At 63.6% G+C, this 21080-nt stretch carries 9 protein-coding genes; 4 read left to right on the plus strand and 5 right to left on the minus strand.

Annotation, left to right across the window (positions count from 1 at the left end):
- Positions 1–117 precede the first annotated feature (117 nt).
- From ACRQEG_RS02430 to ACRQEG_RS02445, 4 genes are all read right to left on the minus strand, one after another.
- Entirely contained in the window at positions 118–9168 is a 9051-nt protein-coding gene (locus ACRQEG_RS02430; RefSeq protein ID WP_320758006.1) for a polyketide synthase, read from the minus strand.
- 84 nt (positions 9169–9252) lie between these two features.
- Entirely contained in the window at positions 9253–10857 is a 1605-nt protein-coding gene (locus tag ACRQEG_RS02435) for an acyl-CoA carboxylase subunit beta (protein WP_435730687.1), read from the minus strand.
- Between the two features lie 41 nt (positions 10858–10898).
- Complete coding sequence (locus ACRQEG_RS02440) at positions 10899–12653, minus strand: ATP-binding protein (RefSeq protein ID WP_320758004.1); 1755 nt, start codon at positions 12651–12653, stop codon at positions 10899–10901.
- Positions 12654–12655: 2 nt separating this feature from the next.
- Positions 12656–13603: a biotin--[acetyl-CoA-carboxylase] ligase gene (locus tag ACRQEG_RS02445; RefSeq protein WP_320758003.1), complete on the minus strand. Its 948-nt coding sequence runs from the start codon at positions 13601–13603 to the stop codon at positions 12656–12658.
- 285 nt (positions 13604–13888) lie between these two features.
- On the opposite strand from ACRQEG_RS02445, the gene ACRQEG_RS02450 reads away from it, so the two are divergent.
- Genes ACRQEG_RS02450 through ACRQEG_RS02460 form a run of 3 tightly spaced genes read left to right on the plus strand, consistent with a single transcriptional unit; the run spans position 13889 to position 16499 of the window.
- A complete protein-coding gene (locus ACRQEG_RS02450; protein ID WP_320758002.1) occupies positions 13889–14800 on the plus strand; it encodes an ABC transporter substrate-binding protein in 912 nt (303 codons plus the stop codon).
- Positions 14800–15666, plus strand: a complete 867-nt coding sequence (locus ACRQEG_RS02455; protein ID WP_320758001.1) for an amino acid ABC transporter permease — start codon at positions 14800–14802, stop codon at positions 15664–15666. Before ACRQEG_RS02450 ends, ACRQEG_RS02455 begins: the two co-directional genes overlap by 1 nt.
- 8 nt (positions 15667–15674) lie before the next feature.
- The gene (locus tag ACRQEG_RS02460; protein WP_320758000.1) at positions 15675–16499 is read left to right on the plus strand and encodes an amino acid ABC transporter ATP-binding protein; all 825 of its coding nucleotides are present in this window, start codon (positions 15675–15677) and stop codon (positions 16497–16499) included.
- A 363-nt stretch (positions 16500–16862) separates the two neighbouring features.
- Here ACRQEG_RS02460 and pgi read toward each other — a convergent pair whose 3' ends face one another.
- The gene (gene pgi / locus ACRQEG_RS02465; protein WP_320757999.1) at positions 16863–18518 is read right to left on the minus strand and encodes a glucose-6-phosphate isomerase; all 1656 of its coding nucleotides are present in this window, start codon (positions 18516–18518) and stop codon (positions 16863–16865) included.
- A 156-nt stretch (positions 18519–18674) separates the two neighbouring features.
- Here pgi and ACRQEG_RS02470 point away from each other — a divergent pair, with 156 nt between their 5' ends.
- On the plus strand, positions 18675–20942 hold the full coding sequence (locus ACRQEG_RS02470) for a 6-phosphofructokinase (RefSeq protein WP_320757998.1): 2268 nt from the start codon (positions 18675–18677) through the stop codon (positions 20940–20942).
- Positions 20943–21080: the final 138 nt, after the last annotated feature.

Raw genomic sequence — 21080 nt, forward strand, 5'->3', positions numbered from 1 at the left:
CGCTGCCACCAAGAAGCAAGCGCGCACAGAGACACAAGCAACGCACACACAGAACGGGGCGGAGTGGTTCGTGATGAACTACCCCGCCCCGCTCTTATGGGATGGATCCGCTCGGGTTTAGCGCAGCTGGTACTTTCCGTTCACCAGGCGATAGCGCGGATCAAGGAGCAGCGCAGCTTCGCCTTCGTGGCGATCCCCGGCGAAGCGCTCGTCCACCGAGGTTTCGGTGTAGAGCGGCGCGTGGCCGACCATTCCGGCAACCAGGTGGCGCGCGCCGTCCAGCAGGCGCATATCAGCGCTCTCGCGCCACAGCTGGGCTGCCTTAGCGCCGTTGGTGCGCGCGATAGCAGCCTCGAACGCCGCCGGATGCACGAGCATCATAAGCGCGGAGACATGGCCGAAACCGAGCGAGGTCAGCACGGCCGCCTTAATATCTCCCACCTCGAGGACTTCACGCGGCCACACTAGGTAACTACGTTCCTCAAAGGCCGGATCGGAGCAGTCCAGGGCCTTATTGCCGGGGATCTTCCCGGTGGCAAACATCTGGGTGATGCCAGCCATCTGGAAGAGCGCCGCCCCGCCCTTGGAATGCCCGGTCAGGGTCTTCTGGGAAACCACGTAGAGCGGATTGCCTTCGCTGCGCCCCAGCGCCGTGAAGAGGCGGTCATGGAGTTCCGCTTCGTTCGGATCATTCGCATTGGTAGACGTATCGTGCTTGGAAAGCACGGCGACGTCGTCCACACTCACGCCGAGCTCGCGCAGGTTCGTGGCCAGTACGGAGTTTTCTCCGCCCATGCCCGCGGCCAATGCTCCCAGGCCAGGTGCGGGAATCGAGGTTTGGATACCGTCCGCGAAGGAGCGGATGTAGGCCACCACCCCGTAGACCGGCAGCCCCATCTGGGCGGCCACGTCTCCGCGAGCCAGCAGCACCGTGCCGCCACCGCACGCTTCCACGAAGCCACCGCGGCGCAGATCGCCAGCGCGGGAGAAGAAGCGCGGATTAATGCCCTTCTTCGCCATCGCGGCAGAATCCGCAGTCGCATTCATATCACCGAAACCGATAAGGGACTCCACCTGCACGTCATCAATCGCACCGGATACCACGAACTGGGCCTTGCCGGTGGCGATCTTATCCACGCCCTCTTCCACGGACACCGCTGCGGTCGCGCAAGCGCCAATGGGGTGAATCATGGAACCGTACCCGCCCACGTAGGCCTGCATGGTGTGCGCGGCAATAACATTCGGCAGGGTTTCCTGGAGGATATCCTGCGGGTAATCCTTACCCAGGAAGCGATCCACGTACAGGCGGCGCATGGAGGTCATCCCACCGAAGCCGGTGCCCTGCGTGGAGGAGACATCCACCGGATGGACGTATTCGAGCAGCTCTGCCGGAGAGAACCCGGCCGAGAGGAAAGCATCCACCGCCGTCATGAGATTGTAGATAGCCATCCGGTCCGCGCCCTCCACGAGCGATGCCGGAATCCCCCACTTGGCCGGATCGAAATCGGTGGGGAACTGCCCGCCAACGCGGCGGGTGAGGGTGGTGCGGCGCGGCATATAGGTCAGTGCCCCGGCCTTGCGGGTCACCCGCCATTCGCCGTCGTCTTCGAAGAAGCTGGTGAAGGTCGGATCCGCTTCGGCGTGGGCGCGAGCTTCCGCTTCGCTGCCCACCGTGAAGGTCACGTCCTTCTCCAGGTAGACCGGTGCGATATCGGTGGTTCCGATATCGGCCAGCGGCCCGTCGTCCACAAAAGCGCGGATTCCGGAACGTGCCACAACCTCATCACGATAGCGCTCGAAGATATCCTCTTCGGGCACCAGTTCCCCTTCGGGGGTGTACCAGCCCGGCTTGGGGGTATCAAACCAGGTAAGCAGGCCCATCATCCAGGCCAGCTCAAGCACCCCGGCCGGGGTGAGGTCCACATCGCCGTCGCTTTGAATACCCAATTCGGCTTCCCACCGGGTACGCGAGCTACCCCAGGGGCCGGTTTCACCCAAGCCCACGATAACCACGAGGTCCTCAGGCTTCGCCGTGCCCTTCCCGAAAGCACCCAGGTCCATGGTCGGCTGGTGGATGCTCACCGGACTGGGCAGGGCTCGCACGCTCGGCGCGGCTTCCGCCGTCGGCGCGGGGGCGGGCGGCGTGATGCTCGCGGCCAGTTCGGGCAGGTTAATATCACCCAAGCCACCGGTCATATCGTGAATAACCGGCGCGGTGCGCGCAGCCGCCACAGATTCAGGCGTAAAGAGAGTGAGCAATTCGCGCCCGGCTTCCGCCGTGGACCACGTGTGCACGCCCTTGGCTTCCACGGCTTCCACCAGCGGATCATTCCCGCCCATGAGGCCGGTGCCGCGCACCCACCCGATCTTCGCGTGCGCGATGGTGGTGCGCTGCCCCCAGGGCTCCACGCGCCATTTATTGACCACGGCATCCAGCGCGGCCTTGACTTCGCCGTAGGCGCCGTCACCACCGAAGGATCCCCGATTCGGGGAGCCCGGCAGAATCACGTGCATGCGATGGTCAATGGCGGCATCGGTTCCGAGGCTCGCGAGGGTGCCGATGAGGCGTTCCACGCTCCACAGCAGCACTCGGGCCTGGTTTTCCGCTTCGGGGCCGGCATCGCTGAGGTAGCCGCTCACCCGCGGCGCCGCGAAGGGCACCAGGAGATCCGGGATAAGCGCCGGCTTGATGAGCTTCGAGGTGGCACCCACCGTTTCGCGCTGTTCGGCACCGATCCACGCGGTGATCGCGTCAACGTCGCGGAAGGAGGCGAGGTTGGCGGGAATGAGCCACAGTTCAGCACCGTTGATGGCGTTCTCGCGGTAGAGCTTTTTGGCGAAGTTCAGGCGCGCGGTGGAGATACGCGAGGAGGTGGCGACGACGGTCGCCCCGCCGGCCAGCAACCCGGCCACCACCGCACCCGCGATGGAGTTTTCTGCCATACCGGTGACCACCGCGACCTTCCCGGTGTAGATGCCGGGGGTGGTATCGCGGGCCGCACGGGCGATCTTGGTCAAACGCGCCGCGAGCTCGGGATTGCGAGCCGCCTGCCATTCGGCCTGGCGGGCTACTTCTTCCCCAACCCCGGTGAAATTGGCGCTTACCTCATGCCCGAAGGCGATCTTGGCAACGTCCTCGCGGGCGGTAGCCCAGCGATCGCACAGGCGCACGGCCTGGGCCGGATCGAAGCGCGGGGTCACGAAGTCTTCCCAACCGCTTCCCAGTTCCGCGCTCATGGCTTCGCGCAGCGCCAGATCATCGGTGCTCGCGGGCGCCTCTGGGCGCTCGTTGTGCCCGAGGCGCGCGAGCAGGTCGCGCGCGGTTCCGGCCAGGATCGCGTCCATACGTTCGGCATATGCGTCCAGGGCAGCGGAATCGACGACGCCGCCCGCACCGCTCCCGGTACTCGGGAGGGCAACGTTGATACCGTGGGCCGCGCCGACCGCCCGCACCGCCGCGTCGATGAGGTCATCGAGCTGGGCGGCCGAGGTGGGGGCCAGCGGGAGGGTTGCCAATTCGTCGCCGCGTACCGACTTGCCTTCGCGAGTACCCAGAAGGATCGTGGCGGTCACGTGGGCCACCCAGCCTTCGCCGAGCTGCCAGGTCTCCTGCACCCGCTGGGCGACCCGGGCGGGCTTGGCGCCGGCCGCACCGGTGAGCGAGCGCAAGCGGTCCGCGATAGCTTCGCGCAGCACGCTGCCGAAAGGCTTGTAGGAGTGGGCGGCCTGATCCACTTGGGAGACCAGGGTAGCCAGCGGTGCTTCCGCGGCGCCGTCCATGGAGGCCAGGTCGAATTCAGCGGTCATATCCATGAGGATCTGGTTGCGCTTGGAAGAAACCCCGTTGGTGAGGGTTTCAACCGAGTCGGCATCGCCCATTTGATCCAGGCGGATCTTCGTGGACCAAGCCAGCAAAACGCGCAGGGCATCCCCGGCTCGGAAGGGTAGATCCGCGGCCGGCTGGCCATCGCCCGCCGGCGCCGCGGTTGCTGCCGGAGCCGGCGCGGCCGCAGCTGCGGGAGCCGGTGTTTCCGGAGTTGCAGGGGCGGAGGGCGTGGCTTCCGGCGCCGAGGTCGCAGCGGTATCCTCGCTCGCCGCGGCAGCGGTGTTCGCGGCCGGGGCCGCAGTGCCGTCCGCGAATCCTTCTTCAGCAACCGGAGCGCTGGCAACGTCCTCGTGCAGAACCCGCTTGGCATCGCGCTGCACGTTGTATACGCTCACATGCCGCTGGGCGTGCTTGGGCAGCGCGAGGGTGCGGGTGGCCATATTCGCCAGGGTTGGCGAAGCGGCCAGGCCGATTTCCACGATATCTTCCACCCCGGCCTCAATGAGGTAATCCTGGGTTTCAATCCAGCGCACCGGGGAGGCAAATTGCCAGGCCAGTAGCTCGATAAGCAACTCGCGAGCGGTTCCTACCCGGTCGCGCGTGAGGCGCGCGGGCAGGTCGGCGCGAATCTCGCGCACCACCTGGGAGGGAACCACCTCAAGAATGGCATCGCAGAAGTCTTCCGTGAGTTCGAAGGGGCGAGCCACCAGATTCGGCAGGTAGCGCCCTTCGAGAATTTCGAGCTTGATATCGGCAGGAACGATGGCGCGCAGAGTGTCCCCGAATTCGGCCACGCCGGTGCGCAGCACGCTGGAGTGGAAAGGCACATCAATACCCGGAACCAGCATGAAGGGGCGCTTACCCCCGGCCTGCCGGGCCCGCTCGTTGGCGTCCTTTTCCAAGGCTTCCAGGCCCGCCACGGTACCTGCCACCGCGTACTGGGCGCCTGCCAGGTTGTAATTGACGATCTCGAGGAATTCCCCGGAAGCGGCCGCTACCTGCGCGACGTAGTCGCGCACGGCGTCGTCGCCCACCCCAAATTGGTTGGGACGCAAGGCACCCATGCGGTAATTCGAGCGGCCCTGCTCATCGCGTTCCACGAGATGATGCATGGTGGTACCGCGCCGGTACACGATTTCCAGCACGTCCTCGAGGCTGAAGACCTGCGAGTACGCGGAGAGGGCATTGTATTCGCCCAGGGAATGCCCGGCGAAGTAAGCACCGCTTACCAGTGAACCCTGTTCACGCAGCCGCGAGGTTTGGGCGAAGGCCACGGTCGCGAGCGCCACCTGGGTGAATTGGGTGAGGTTGAGCACACCCTCCGGGTGGCGGAAAATCTCATCGCGCACCCGCAGCTCCACCGGGTTATCGCGCACCACGGCGAGGATGGAGAACCCGAGTGCGGAGCGGGTATGCCGGTCGGCACGTTCCCACACCTCGCGTACGGCAGCCGAGGCCGCCCGGTCGTCGAGGGTCATGCCGCGGGCCTGGATCCCCTGCCCCGGGTAAACATAGGCGGTACGCGGGGCGCTCACGGTGCAGGATGCCTGGGAAACCACGGTATCCCCGCAGCGGGCGGTGACATCGAGGGCAAGCCCGCCCCCGCGCACCCGGCCCACGCGCTCCACGGTGATATCCACCGCGTCACCGAGGTTAACCATGCCGAACATGCGGTAGGTCCACCCGGTGATGTGCATGGGAGCACGCCCGGGCACCGGATCGGCAACCGCGTGCTGAGCGGCGGCGCACAGCCACATGCCGTGCACCAGCGGGGCCTCCATTCCCGCCACTAGCGCAGCGTTGCGGGACACGTGAATCGGGTTGAAGTCACCGGACACAATGGCAAAAGCCGTCATATCGGTGGGGGCCTGTACCGTAACCTTGCGCAGCACCGAGCGCGGGGTGTCGATAATATCGGCGTCCACTCCCCCGCGGGCGGCCGGCTCCGAAGGCAGATCCGTGGTGGTGGCGCGCCCGCGCATGGCGAAGCGTTCCTGGAATTCCAGCACCACGGTGCCATCTTCGCGCGAAACATTCGTGCGGATGGTCAGCACCCGGCCGGCGGAAGATTCGGCCACGGAGGCCACCCAGGAGCGCGCGGTGAGCTGCCCGGCCTCCAGGATGTCCTCCACCGGCACATTCACCTTTTCGAGGTGGTCGAGGTGCACGCCGGAGAGCAGCCCTTCGATAATCGGGTAACCATCGGCTTCGCCCGAGCCCATCGCGGAATAGATAGTGGGCCAGCACGAACCGAGGAGCGCGGAGGGTACGGCCGCCGGAGTGCGCCCGGCTGGCGCGGTAATCCCCGCGTGCAGGGTGTTGATCTCCGGGGAGACCGCGAAGGTCAGGGTGGCCACGCCGTCGATCATGTCGGGTTGCTCGGTGATGGGAGTGCCGCCCAGCGTCGTGGTTCCCACCCCGGACATCGCGGCGAGGACCTCGCGCATGGCGCCTTCTAGGCGGGCATCGTCCACCACGGGCAGCCCGCCGGTGGCCACCGATTCGGGCAGCAGCAGCGGGATGCGCATATGCCGCACCACGTGCTGGTGGGCCTGGGTACCATCCCAGAGGGTATCGAGAGGCACGAAGATTTCCAGGCCCTCCGGAGTATCGCGGATTTCCGCTTCCGGAATGAGGTGGGCCGGGTTGGTGGCCAAGTGGCCGTGCCATACGATGAAGGGAGTTTCCCGCAGGAAGGTTTCCCGGTCGCGTGCCGCGCGGGAGAAGGCCGGCTGGGCCTGCGCCCCGCTCGCACTCACCCGGACCACGGCATCTTCTTCGTAGCGGCCCAGAATCTCGGCAATCGGCTCATCCACCTTGGTGATGGCCGCTACCGAGGTAGGTCCGGGAATAATACGCACCTGGTCCGCGGTGTAGCGCGGGTTACGGGATTGCCACAGGGAATCCGAACCCCAGAAACGCAGCACCTGCTCGTTAATAACCGGTACGAAAGGCACCGGCTTGGGGTACTTGGACGCCAGAGCCACGAACCACGCCTCATCCTGGGCGAGCACGGTGTGTTCTTCCGCGCTCGGGTAGGCAGCGAGGAAGCGCTCGAGCGCGGCCTGCGGATCGGCGGCGGCATCAGCCTGGGTGGGGAAGAGCGTGGGTACCTCCCCGCTTTCCGCTTCGCACAGGCGCGCTTCAAAGCGCTGAAGCATTTCCCAGAAACGGGTTTGGGTGGTGTCGTCGGCCCAGGGAACGGTCAGTTCCACATAGCGGCGCAGCACCTGGGCGTAGGTCATGTGCGCGATATCCCCGAAGTAGGGCTTGGCGGTGGCGTTGATCGCGGTGATGATCTCATCGCGGCGCGCGGCAATCGCTTCGGCGTCCCCGTCCACTTCCACGAGGAGGCGCGCGGCACGGGCGGCCGCGTTTTCCACGTTGTAAATATCGGCGTGCAGGGAGGACTGGGTGGAGCAAATGCCACCGCGGGTGGATCCAGCCGCGACCCAACCACCGTTATCGTCCGGGCTCACACCGGGCGTATCAACGAGAAGCTGCTTGACGTCCGGATTCGTTTTCGCTTCCTTCGCGGCCATCGCCGCGGTCCCGATGAACACGCCGTCCACGGGCATGGGCCGCATACCGTAAGCCTGCGCCCAGGTTCCGGTGAGGAACGACGACGCCCGCTCGGGAATGCCCAAGCCGCCACCCACGGTAATAATGAGGCCGGCCTCACGCATCTGACCGTACGTCGCGATGAGCAGATCTTCCAGGTTCTCCCAGGAGTGGTGCCCACCGGCGTGGCCGTCTTCCACCTGCGCGATAAGCGGGGCTCCCGGGCAGGCCTTGGCGATCTCTACCAGCTGGCGGATCTGGGCCACGGTGCCGGGCTTGAAAGCAATATAGGGGAAGCCTTCGGCGCGCAGCCGCGCGATGAGTTCGAGGGCTTCGTCCTTCTCGGGAATGCCGGCGCTAATAACCACGCCGTCCAGGGGTGCCCCGGCAGCGCGCTGGCGGGAAACGAGCCTGCGAGATCCGAATTGGAGATCCCACAGGTAGCGGTCCAGGAACATGGTGTTGAACTGGGCCACCCGGCCCGGTTCCAAGTGCTCACGCAGGGTGGAAAGGTTCTCAGCCAGGACTTCTTCGGAGACCTGCCCGCCCCCGGCGAGCTCGGTCCAGTACCCGGCGTTAGCAGCGGCCGCCACGATTTCCCCGTCCACGGTGGTCGGGGTCATCCCGCCGAGCATAATCGGGCTACGCCCGGTCAGCCGCGAGAAAGCGGTATCCAGGTAGGTATGGCCCTTGATCTGGCGCAGTTGGGGTGCGTATTCAGACCAGTCACGGGTGCGGGTCACGCGCGCCACCCCGGTGACCAGGTCATCGCGGGCCGCGGCGGTGGAAGCATCCACGTAGCTCACTCCGGTGCCGGCCAGGTTTTCCAGGGCGATGGTCTTGAGGTTCGGGCCCGGGCCCAGGTCCACCACGAAACCGGCCGGGGTGCCGCCCTGCCCGGCTTCTTCCAGGGCGGCGGCGAATTCCGCGGTCCAGTCCAGGCTGGCGGTGAGCACGGCGCGGGCCAGTTCATCGCTGCGTTCCACGTTGAGAGAGCAGCGAGCCGCCCAGGCGTCCACCAGGGCCACGGCCGGTTCGAGGAGCGGGGAGTGGAAGGGGGCTCCCACGTTGAGGAATTCACACACCGGGTGGAGGGCTTCCCCACCGGTGAGTTTATCGGCGCGGGCGCGCGCTTCCCGTTCGGCTTCGCGTTCGATGAGGGCCACCAGCGCGGTGAGGGCGGCCGGGCGCCCGGATACCACGCAGGCTTCCCGCGAGTTAATAATGGCCACATCCGCATCCGGGACCTTGGCGGCCAGGCGGCGCAGCAACGGGGCTCCCACGCCCCGCACCGAGAGCATGGGGCTGGCGTCCTTGCTCGCGGTAATCCCGAGTTCGCCGCTGATCTTGGAGGCGGCCGCCCCGATGAGGCGGGCGAGGGCGAAAATGCTGGCCGGTTCGCTGGATTCCACCATGGCGGCGGCCAGTACGCCCTGGGAGTGCCCGATGGTGGCGGTGGGGCGCACGGCCAGGTCACGGTAGGCCCCGTACTGGCTGAGCAGGATGCCGGGAACCGAGGTGTGGGGGGCGCGCCCGGCGCTGGCGGGGCCGCGCAAGCCCAGCAGGTCGAGGCGCCCGGCGGAAATCACGGTGAGTTCGGGGAGCACCGGGGCGAGGATTTCCTCGGCCGCCGCGTCCACCGCGGTCAGGTCGGCGCGCAGCCGCGCGGAGGTGAGCAGCTCATCTAATTCGGCGCGCCAGGGGGTGCCCTGGCCGGCGAATTGGAGGATCCACGGGGAAGCCGGCGGGGTGGCCGTCAGGGATTCATACACGCTGGTCATAGTGTTCTTTCTGCTAGAGGCGGGAGGTCCCGCGAGGCAATTCTTGAAAAATGGAAAGATCGAAATTGGGTTCGGGGCGGGCCGTTACATGGGAATATTCCCGTGCCGGCGCTCGCCCGGATGCGAGCAGTCTTTGGTGGCGAGGATGCGCAGGGACTCAATGAGCACCCGCCGGGTATCTTCGGGGGCGATAATGCCGTCCAGTTCCCCGCGTTCCACGGAGAGGAAAGGATTGACATTCTCGCGGGTGTACTCTTCGATGAGCTGCTGGCGCACCGCGGCCACATCCTCACCGTTTTGTTCGGCTTCCCGCAGGCGCCGTCGCCCTGTAATAGCGACCGCGCCCTCGGCACCGAGCACCGCAATTTCGGCACCCGGCCACGCGAAGTTGAGGTCCCCACCCAGGGATTTCGACCCCATCACGATATAGGCGCCCCCGTAGGCTTTACGCAACACCACGGTGACGAGGGGCGTCGTCGCATTCGCGTAGGACCAGATCAGTTTCGCACCGCGGCGAATAATCCCGGCCTGCTCCTGTTCGGTGCCGGGCCGATAGCCGGGCACGTCCACGAGGGTGATCACGGGCACGTGGAACGCATCGCAGAATTGCACGAAACGCCCGGCTTTTTCGGAGGCGTCCACGTCCAGGGTGCCGGCGTCCACGAGCGGCTGATTGGCCACGATCCCCACCGATTGCCCGGCCAGCGCCGCGAATCCCACCACGATGGAGCGGGAGAAATGCTCCTGGACCTGCACGAATTCCCCGTAGTCCACGAGGTTCGCGATGACGTCGAGCATATCGTAGGGCTGCTTGGTGGAGGCGGGCACCAGATCGGAGAGGTGCCGGGCGCACTGGGTATCCGTGGCCGTTTCCTCATAGTCCCAGCGCGGCAGCTCCGCGTCGCAATGCGCGGGCAGGTAGGTGAGGAGAGTGCGGGTGTAATCGAGGGCATCGTCCTCGTTCGCGGCCAGGTAGTGGGCCACCCCGGATTGGAAATTGTGGAGGGTGGCCCCGCCCAGGTCGTCGAAGGAGACCTCTTCTCCGGTGGTCGCCTTGACGACGTCCGGTCCGGTCACGAACATATGCGCGTTATCGCGCGTCATAATAATGAAATCGGTGAGGGCCGGCCCGTACACCGCACCGCCCGCGCAAGGTCCCAAAATGACGGAAAGTTGCGGGATAATGCCCGATGCCGCGATCGTTTTCTTAAAGATGCGGCCGTATTGGGACAGGGCGACGACGCCGTCCTGGATGCGGGCGCCACCCGAATCAAGCAGGGACACCATGGGAATGCGCAGCTCGAGGGCTTTGTCCATGAGGGCCACGATTTTATCGCCCTCGGCCTCCCCCAGGGTACCCCCGGATACGGAGAAGTCCTGGGCGTATACCGCTACGAGCTGGCCATCCACCTGGCCAATTCCGGTTACCACCGCGGCGCCCCGGAAGCCGCGACCCAGGTTCCCGCCGGCGAACTGCCCGATTTCGGTGAAGCTGCCCTCATCGCACAGCAGTGCGATGCGTTCCCGGGCGGTCTTTTTGCTCATGGAGTGCTGGCGCTTTGCGGCGTGTTCCTCGGCCTGCCGGGCCAGGTCATGTTGATACTCCGCGAAACGCACCCGGTCCACCTGCTGGGCGCTGTGATCCAGGGTTTGCCATTCGTGGGCGGAACGTAATTCAGTCAGCGACATGATTCTCCTTCGCTACTTTCGGGCAGGGGTTGGGCTGGTTTTTAGGCATCGGCACCCACCACCCGCACGAGGGGCTGGAAAGCTGCCACGGTGGCCCCGGCCCGCACTTCCACATCCGTCACTTCGCCATCGCGCGGCGAATAAACATAACTTTCCATCTTCATGGATTCGAGCACGACCAGCAGATCGCCTTCGTGGACCTTATCCCCCGGTTCCACCACCACGCGCACCACAATCGCCTGGATGGGAGAATTCACCATCCCGCTCGGATCGGTCAGGTCCTGGGCCGGCATCGCGGTGCGGGAAGCTGCCTGGGAACGGCGCGGCTGCAGGGTGCGGCGAGCCACGTGCGATCCGGTGGCAATCAGCGCGGCCGGGAGGGTCATACGCATACGCCGCCCATCTACTTCAATAACGAAAGTATGGCGCGGTTCTTCATCTTTAACAGGCGCCGGGGTAGCCACGGCCTGCGTATTTTCGTAAGCAGGGAGCACGGTATCTTCCAGCCAGCGGGTGGAAGGAATATGCCCGGCGAAATCCTCCATGGCCAGCACATCGCGGTACATGGCGCAGGGGGTGGCCACCCCGGTGATCTGCAATTCCGCGAGCGCGCGGCGCGAACGGGCAATGGCCTGCTCCCGATCCGGGGCGGTCACCACAAGCTTGGCGAGCATGGGATCGAAATCGGCGGTCACAATATCGCCTTCTTCAATTCCCGATTCGATACGCACCCCGTGGCCCAGCGGCCAGCGGATTTTTTCAATAGTTCCGGTGGAGGGCACCATGCCGGTGGCCGGATCCTCGCAGGTAATACGGAATTCAAAAGAGTGGGCGCGCGGGGCGGGAACCTGAGAGAGTTCCGCTCCGGATGCAATAAGAATCTGTTCGCGTACCAGGTCCATTCCCGTCACCTCTTCGGAAACGGTGTGCTCGACCTGGAGACGCGGATTCACTTCCAGGAAATTAACCCGCCCATCGGGTTCCACCAGGAATTCACACGTACCCAAACCAACGTAATCCACCGCTTCGAAAAGCCGGCGCGACCACTCGGTCACGATCGCTTCCGCGTTTCCGGGCAGCAGCGGAGCGGGTGCTTCTTCAATGAGTTTCTGGTTGCGGCGCTGGGCCGAACAATCGCGGGTGGAAATCACCGCGAAATTGCCGTGGGAATCGCGGGCTGACTGCGTTTCAATATGGCGGGCGGTGCGAATAAAACGCTCAACGAAATAGGAATCCAGATCCGCCCCGTGGGCCGCGAAGAAGCGGTCCAGGTCAGCGGCTTCATTGTGGATGGTGATACCGCGCCCGCCCCCGCCGTCGGCCTTCTTGGTGACAATCGGGAAACCGAAGCGGGCCACGAACTCATCCACCCCGGCGCGCCCCTGCACCGGATCGGAAACACCGGGCACCGGAGCCACGCCCACCGATTCGGCCAGGCGGCGTGCCTGGATTTTATCGCCGAGGCGATGGAGTACCGCGGGGGCCGGGCCGATCCACGTTAGCCCCGCTTCAATAACAGCGGTGGCGAATTCGGGAACTTCGGAAAGAAAACCGTAGCCGGGATGCACGGCGTCCGCGTGGGAACGCTTGGCAATCGCGATGATTTTCTCGATATTCATATAGGTATCGGCATACGCGGTGCCCTCCAGCGCGTAGGCACTATCGGCATCCTCCACGAACTGCGCTTCGCGATCCGCATCGGCATAAACCGCCACCGCTTTCATCCCCATATCGTGGGCGGTACGAATAACGCGCTCGGCGATTTCGGAGCGATTGGCAACAAGAATTTTTTTCATCACTATTTTCCTTCCGAGGGCGTTACCCGACCCAGGAGCGAGACTTCTCCGGTGGAAATACACACCTCACCGCCAGGGGTGGCGACCACGAGTGCGCCGTCGGCTAAAACCCGCATCCCGCGCCCGCGCACCGGAGTATCGCGGGGGCGGTTAACGGTGATTCCTTCGCGCAGGGTGTCGCAGGTGGCATTGAGTTCGGCTAAGAGTCCGGAACGTTCCGCCGCGGTAGTCCCGGTGCCGGTCACCCCGGCATCACTCGCCTCCGTTTCGGGTACGACGGCGCCGCTAGCTGCCGCCGGGCCCCTCCCGCTTGCGCAGGCGGCACCGAGGGCGGCCAGCCGCGCCCCGAGTTCGCGCACGTAGACGGCAGCTACCTCATCGCGGCTGGGAACCGGGAATCCGGCGGTAGCAAGAGACGCGGAGGTGGGAGTGGGGAGTTCTTCGGTGCGCAACCCCAGGTTGATTCCCACCCCGAGGACAATTCCGATATTCCCGGCCGCGTCCGTGCTCACGACTTCCCCCAGCACGCCGGCCAGTTTCGCGGCCCGCGGGCGGGTGACAATATCATTCGGCCAGGAAATCGCCACGTCTGCCCCGAGCTTTTCCAGGGCGGCGCGCGCCGCCAGTGCCCCGGCGAACGTCACCCAGCTCAGCTCCGCGCGTACGGTTTCCGGCACTGCAATAAGCACTGAGAAAAGCAGGGAACCATCTTTGGTAGCGAACCAGGAGCGGCCCATCCGCCCGCGCCCATCGCTTTGCTCATCAGCAATGAGACCGCACACCAGCCCAGGTGCGGGAGCGCCCCCGGAACTGAGCCAGAGTTCAGCCAGATCATCCTGGGTGGATGTGGTCAATTCGGCATGTAGGAGCTCGGCACCTGGGATCCCTACCTCCCCCAGCGCGCTCGCGGTTCGCGGGAAGAGCACGTTTCCTGAATGCACGTGACTCACCTCAGCCTTCTTTCCGGCGGGCCACCCCACCGCTAACTTACTAATGCGTAACCTTACGTAATCGTAACTTACGGATTCGTAACATACCCGCTTCGCTGGCGCGCGCCACCGTTAGACCTCTCACATCCAGGGCGCACAAAGCCCGCAAATGCGCCAAACTCGCGGTTATCCACCCACATATTCACATGTTTATACATCTAGGCGCATACTTACTGGCTATACTTGGGATTGTTCCGAGTAATTTCCACCCGAACACTGAAAAAACATTCACCGTAGGGGAAGAAAATGAAGAAAACATTCGCGTTGCTCGCCGCCGGCCTCCTCACGCTGGGCGCCTGCTCCAACGACGAGGCGGCTTTGACGGATTCCACCGCCGCGGCCGATCCGGGTGAATCCGGTTTCGCTGTTGATGGCATCGCGGCAGATTCCGCCGTCGTCGCCCTAGTTCCCGCGGATATTACCGCGCGCGGGCAATTGCGCAACGGCGCGTCCACCGATTACGCTCCCGCGGAATACCGCAAGGCGGACGGGCAGACCCCCACCGGTTACGATATTGATCTCACGCGCGCCATCGCGAAGAAAATGGGGCTCAAAGACGGCACCACCACGCACGTGGAATTTGATTCACTTCTCCCCCAGATCGGAACCAAATTCGATGTGGGCCTGTCCACCTTCACCGTCACTCCCGAACGTGAAGAAGCCTTCAATATGATCACGTACTTCGAGGCGGGGTCCGAATACGGAGTACCGGCCAAGTCCAGCGATTTCACCCCGAATAACCCCTGCGGTTTCACCATCGGGGTGCAAACAGGCTCCTCGCAGGAGGATGCCCTCAAGGAGGCCACCGCTGCCTGCGAAGCCAAGGGCGCCAAGCCGATTAAGATCATGTCCCTACCTGACGTACCGCAAATCGTTACCCGGGTGGTCTCCGGCCAGTACGACGCTATTTTCGCCGATTCCCCGGTACTTGGTTACGCGGTGGCCCGCTCTAACGGGCAGCTGAAGACCACGGGTGATATCTACGATTCAGCCCCGGTGGCTATCGCGGTGGCCAAGGATAACCCGGAGCTCGCCAAGGCGGTGCAGGCCGCGTTGCAATCCCTCATGGATTCGGGTGAACTCAAGGAAATCTTCGCGCATTACGGGATTACCGAAGGCGTGCTGAGCACTGCTGAGATTAACCCCCAGGTGCAGTAATGGAGAAGATTCATCCGCAAGCCCGCGTGAAGCTGAGCAATATTGCCTGGCTCATCGTCATGGCGGTGCTCGGGGCGATGGCGCTTAACGCGCTTATCACCAACGATGCTTTCCACTGGGATGTGGTGGGGCGCTATCTTTTCGATTGGCGGATCCTGCGCGGTATCGTCTACACCCTGGTGCTGACCGTGCTGGCCATGGTTATTGGCATTATCTTGGCGTTGACCATGGCGGTGCTGCGCGAATCGAGTAACGCGGTACTGCGCGCGGCGGCCCGTTTCTATATTTGGTTCTTCCGCGGCACCCCGATTTACACCCAGCTCATGTTCTGGGGCCTGCTGCCCTCGCTCTACCAGAAATTATCCCTGGGGATTCCCTTCGGGCCGGAGTTCTTTACCTTCCAAACAGACCGGGTCATCACCCCGTTTATCGCGGCAATTATCGGGCTGGGACTCAACGAAGGTGCCTACCTGGCGGAGATCATCCGCAGCGGTTTGGGTGCGATTGATCCGGGCCAGCGGGAAGCCGCAGTGGCGCTGGGGATGCGTTCGGGCACGATCATGCGGCGTATTATTTTGCCGCAGGCCATGCGTATTATTATTCCGCCCACCGGGAACGAAACGATCTCGATGCTCAAAACCACGTCACTGGTGCTCGCCGTTCCCTTCACCCTGGACCTCACTTTCGCGGCCCAAGATTTGGGTTCGAAAACCTACCTCCCCTTCCCCTTCCTCGTGGTCGCCGCTATCTGGTATCTGGTTATTACCTCGCTGCTCATGATGGTGCAGCACCGTATCGAACGCCATTTCGCGCGCGGCTTTGACGGGCGTACCGCGACGACGGCTTTCCTCGACGTCACCCCCTAAGGAGCACAATGACTCACGCCATGGTGGACGTGTGCGACGTCTACAAATCTTTCGGCGACCACACCGTTCTCAAAGGTGTCAATCTCACGGTAGAGCGCGGCGAGGTGGTGGTGCTGCTCGGCCCTTCCGGTTCGGGTAAATCCACGCTGCTGCGCTGCCTGAATGAGCTAGAAACTATTACCGCCGGGCGGATCTACCTGGACGGGGAGCTGCTGGGCATGACCGAGCAGCCCGCACCCACCGGGTGGCGCGGGATGCTGGCTCGCCGGGCCGGTGCCCTCACCTCCCAGGGAACCTGGCTGCGCCAGCGCACCGAGGCGGAGGTTGCTGCCCAGCGCGCCAAGGTCGGGATGGTTTTCCAGCGCTTCAACCTTTTCCCGCATATGAGCGCGATGGAAAATATTATGGAGGCACCCGTGCAGGTGGCCCACCGCCCCGAAAAAGAGGCACGGGCCGAAGCCTTGGAACTCCTGGAGCGGGTGGGCTTGCGCGATCACGCTAATCATTTCCCGGCGCAGCTATCGGGCGGGCAACAGCAGCGGGTGGCCATCGCCCGCGCCCTGGCCATGCACCCCGAACTCATGCTTTTTGATGAGCCCACCTCGGCGCTCGATCCGGAGCTCGTGGGCGAGGTACTCTCCGTGATGCAGGATTTGGCCCGCGGGGGTATGACCATGGTGGTGGTCACTCACGAAATCGGTTTCGCCCGCGAGGTTGCCGATAAGGTGGTCTTCCTCGACGAGGGCATGATCATCGACGAGGGTACCCCGGCTCAGGTTATTGACAACCCACGCTCGGAGCGCACCCGCGATTTCTTCACCAAGGTGCTCTAGACAACCGTCCGCAGCCCCGTCTTTCGGTCTATCGGTCCTTCCTTGAGCAGAACCTCAGGAGTCACACCAGCACCCCGGGGCACACCAGTACCCTGGGGCACAACAGCACCCTGGGGCACAACAGCACCTGCGGGGGACTAGGTGTTGTCAGAGCTGTACTTCGTATGTACGACATGTGCAGTACACCTCGGAAAACACACGCCGGATCCGAACTAACAACACGCTGTCACTAGCAACTATTTTGCCTATTACCTCGCTACGGCAGCTAGATATACGGTGCCGGCCACTCCCGTTATCGGGGGTGACCGGCACCGTATGTGTCTACTGGGCGCTAGTGCCGTGCGGCACTATTGCCGCGCAGCACTACTTCCGGTGAGCGCGGTAGTACTCAATGAGCTGGCGGGTGGAGGAATCCTGAGCCTCCACGGCCGCCGCATCTCCGCTAATCGCCGGGGTGAGTTCCTTGGCCATCTGCTTGCCCAGCTCCACGCCCCACTGGTCAAAGGAATCGATACCCCAGACCGCACCTTGCGTGAAAGTAATGTGCTCGTAGAGCGCAATAAGCTGGCCGAGCACCGCGGGTGTGAGAGCCGGGGCCATAATCGAGGCGGTCGGCTTATTCCCGGGGAATTCCCGCGCCGTCACAATTTCTTCCGGGGTACCTTCCGCACGTACCTCATCCAAGGTCTTCCCGAATGCGAGGGCTTTCGTTTGCGCGAAGAAATTGCCGAGGAAAAGTTCATGCTGATCGGCGTCTCCGTCCACCAGCGCGAAAACAGGATTCGCGAAGGCAATGAAATCAGCTGGAATGAGCTGGGTGCCCTGGTGGATGAGCTGGTAGAACGCATGCTGGCCGTTGGTACCCGGTTCACCCCAGAACACTTCCCCGGTCTGGGTGGTCACCGGGCTGCCGTCCCAACGCACCCGCTTGCCATTGGATTCCATGGTGAGCTGCTGGAGATAAGCCGGGAAACGGTGGAGGTATTGGGCGTAGGGCAGCACCGCGTGGGTGGCCGCCCCGAAGAAATTGACGTACCAAATATTGAGGAGCCCCATGAGGAGGGGCACGTTTTCCGCGGCCGGCGCGGTGGCAAAATGCTCGTCAATCGTGCGGAATCCGGAGAGGAATTCTTCGAAATGTTCCGGCCCGATGGCAATCGCGAGAGAAAGGCCGACGGCGCTATCAACCGAATAGCGCCCCCCTACCCAATCCCAGAAGCCGAAAGCATTGGCGGGCTCAATTCCGAATTCCGCCACCTTTTCCAGGTTGGTGGACACGGCCACGAAGTGCTTGGCCACCGCACCGACCTCTTGGATGCCGCGCGCGGCGAGCTGGGCGAGGAACCACGAGCGGGCCTGGCGGGCATTGGTGAGAGTTTCCAGAGTGGTGAACGTCTTGGATGCCACGATGAAGAGCACGGTTTCCGGGTCCACCCCCCGCAGGGTCTCCCCCACGTCGGTGGGATCAATATTGGAAATGAAGCGGCATTCCAGCCCGTCCTTGACGTACGGGAGCAGTGCTTCGTAGGCCATCACCGGGCCCAGATCCGAACCGCCAATTCCGATATTGACTACGGTCGTGATGGCTTTTCCGGTTACCCCGCGCCAGCTGCCTTCGCGTACCTTGGTGGCGAAAGCGTACATCCGCTCGAGGACCTCGCGTACATCAGTGACAACGTTGTGCCCGTCTACTTCGACTGTGTCATCCGCGGTGCGCCGCAGCGCGGTATGAAGTACTGCCCGGTTTTCGGTCACATTAATCCGCTCTCCGCGCAGCATCGCATCGCGGCGCGCGGCAACCCCGGTTTCTTCGGCAAGCTCAATCAGGGCATCGCGGACGTCGTCGTCTAAATATGACTTGGACAGATCCACAAAAAGATCACCAGCGGTGAAACTCAGCCGCTCGGCACGCTGGGGATCCGCGGCGAAGCGAGCGCGGAAATCAGCGGTGAAGCCGTCGTGAAGGTCATGCAGCCGCGCCCAGGCGCGCGTGGTTGTGGGGTCAATGGGGTGCGACATGGTTATCCTCATCCTCGAAGTAGTCTTTATCTCGTAGTGTAATCAACTTCGCGCCCGCGCGGCGCACCGCTACCACACCGCGCGGGCGCGCCGCCGGACTCTAGCACCACACATGAGCCCACCATCTTTGACACAATGATCTTCGGAGGAGGAACCATGTCAGATCACGCAGATCCCGTATCCCTTGCCATTCTTACCTCGGGTGGGGATGCCCCGGGCATGAACCCGGTGGTACGCGCCGTGGTGCGCACCGCTTTACACGTGGGTGCCCGCCCCTTCGCGATTCGCGAGGGATGGCGCGGAGCTATCGATAATCTTATTGAGCCAATGGTCTGGAGTGATGTGTCCTCCATTCTGGATAAGGGCGGCACAGTTATCGGCTCGGCCCGCTCCACCGAATTCCGGGAACGGGAGGGCATGCGGACAGTAGCCGCGAATCTGGTGCGCGCCGGAATTGACCGCCTCGTGGTTATCGGCGGGGATGGCTCCCTCACCGGTGCTGATACCCTGCGCGAGCGCTGGACTGGACTCCTCGACGAACTGGTCGAATCCGGGGAAATTGAGGCCGATGTGGCCGCGCGCCACCCCGAACTGCATATTGCCGGGGTGGTCGGCTCTATCGATAACGATATGGTCGGCACCGATATGACGGTGGGAACTAATTCGGCCCTGTGCCGCATTATTGATGCCATTGACGCTCTCACTTCCACAGCCGCGTCCCACCAGCGAGTTTTCGTGGTGGAAGTGATGGGGCGGCGCTGCGGTTACCTGGCTCTTATGGGCGCGATGGCCGGCGGTGCGGATGATGTCATCATCCCCGAGCTTCCCCCCGAAGATGGCTGGGAAGACGCCATGTGTGAGAAGATCCGTGCCGGGCGAGCGGCCGGGCGGCGTGATTCGATTATCGTTGTTGCCGAAGGGTGCATGGACCGGCACGGTGAAAAGATCACCGCGCAGCGCATCCAAGCCGCCATTAAAGAACGTACTGGAGAATCACCACGTATTACCGCGCTCGGCCACGTACAGCGCGGCGGCACCCCGTCCGCTTATGACCGTTGGATGTCCACTCTGCTCGGTTACACCGCAGCCCTGGAAGTCATCCGGGCCGAACCGGGCGAAGAATCCTGCATTATCGGGATCCGTAATAATCGCCTCCAACGCCTGCCGCTGGTGGAAACGGTTGCCAATACTAAGAAGGTTATTGACTACCTCGAGGAAGGCGATTATGACGCGGCGGTGCGCTCACGCGGCACCAGCTTCTCCCGGATCAAGTCCCTTTTTGAAACGCTTTCCTCCCCGCTGGGTGAAGACCGCTATTTCAAGGATGGCTGGCGCCCGCGGGTGGCTATTCTGCACGCCGGCGGGCTCGCCCCGGGAATGAACGCGGCCGCGCGCAGCGCGGTGCGGCTCGGCCTGGATCGCGGCTTTGAAATGCTCGGTGTTGAGGGCGGCTTCCCCGGCCTCATCCGCGGGGATATTCGCCCACTCAGCTGGGGCGATGTGGATGGCTGGGTCTCGCTCGGCGGTGCGGAACTGGGCACCGCCCGTTCGGTCCTCGGAATTGAGGATTACTTCGGGCTGGCCCGCTCCATCGAAGCCAACGGGCTGGACGCCATTATTATGATCGGCGGCCTGGCCGGCTATGAAACCGCGTGGAATATGGCGAAGGAGGCAGATCGCTATACCGCTTTCCGTCTCCCCCTCATCTGCGTGCCGGCCTCCATCGATAACAACCTGCCTGGCCATGATCTTTCCATCGGTGTGGATACCGCACTCAATACCAATGTGGAGACCATCGATAAGATTCGCCGCTCCGCATCCGCGTCCCGGCGTTGCTTCGTGGTGGAAACGATGGGCCGGAAATGCGGCTACCTCGCGCTTATGAGCGCGCTATCCACCGGAGCCGAGCAGGTCTACCTGCACGAAACCGGGGTGGATCTGGCCCTCCTCACGAAGGAAGCCGAGCGGATGAATAGGGCCTTCGATGGCTCGCGTTCCCTCTACTTGGCCATTCGCAATGAGGATGCTTCCAAGTACTACACCGCGGATCTGCTACGGCGGGTTTTCCAGCAGGAAGGCCACGGGGCTTTCTCGGTTCGTTCCACGATTATTGGCCACCAGCAGCAGGGCGGTATCCCAACCTCCTATGACCGGACTCTCGCGGTGTCGCTCGCTGCCCTCGCCATTGATGAGGTCACCGCGCAGCTGGAGAAGAAAGAACGGGTGGGCGCGCGCTATATTGGCCAACACAATGGCAAGCTGGAATCCCATCCGATCATGCGCATCGACGAAGAGATGGATATGAAGGACCGGGTACCCCTGGATCCGTGGTGGATTTCGGCACTCCCCGTGCTCTACACGGTAGCGGCCCGCGAGGATACTACCCCGCTGGAGCACCTGGCGATTTACGACGATAACCGGTAGCCGCGTTTTCTTGTAGCGCGGTTCTTGTACTCGCACGCGGTGGGGGCGACGACGCCGCTAACTGGCAGCGCTCCCACCGGCCGCGGCTGCGCTCCTCATCCTCGGCCTCTGAGGCCCGGTTGCATTTTATTAGCGCGG

Origin of the sequence: Actinotignum stranguriae (assembly GCF_051265215.1) — a bacterium.
GTDB classification, from domain to species: domain Bacteria; phylum Actinomycetota; class Actinomycetes; order Actinomycetales; family Actinomycetaceae; genus Actinotignum; species Actinotignum schaalii_C.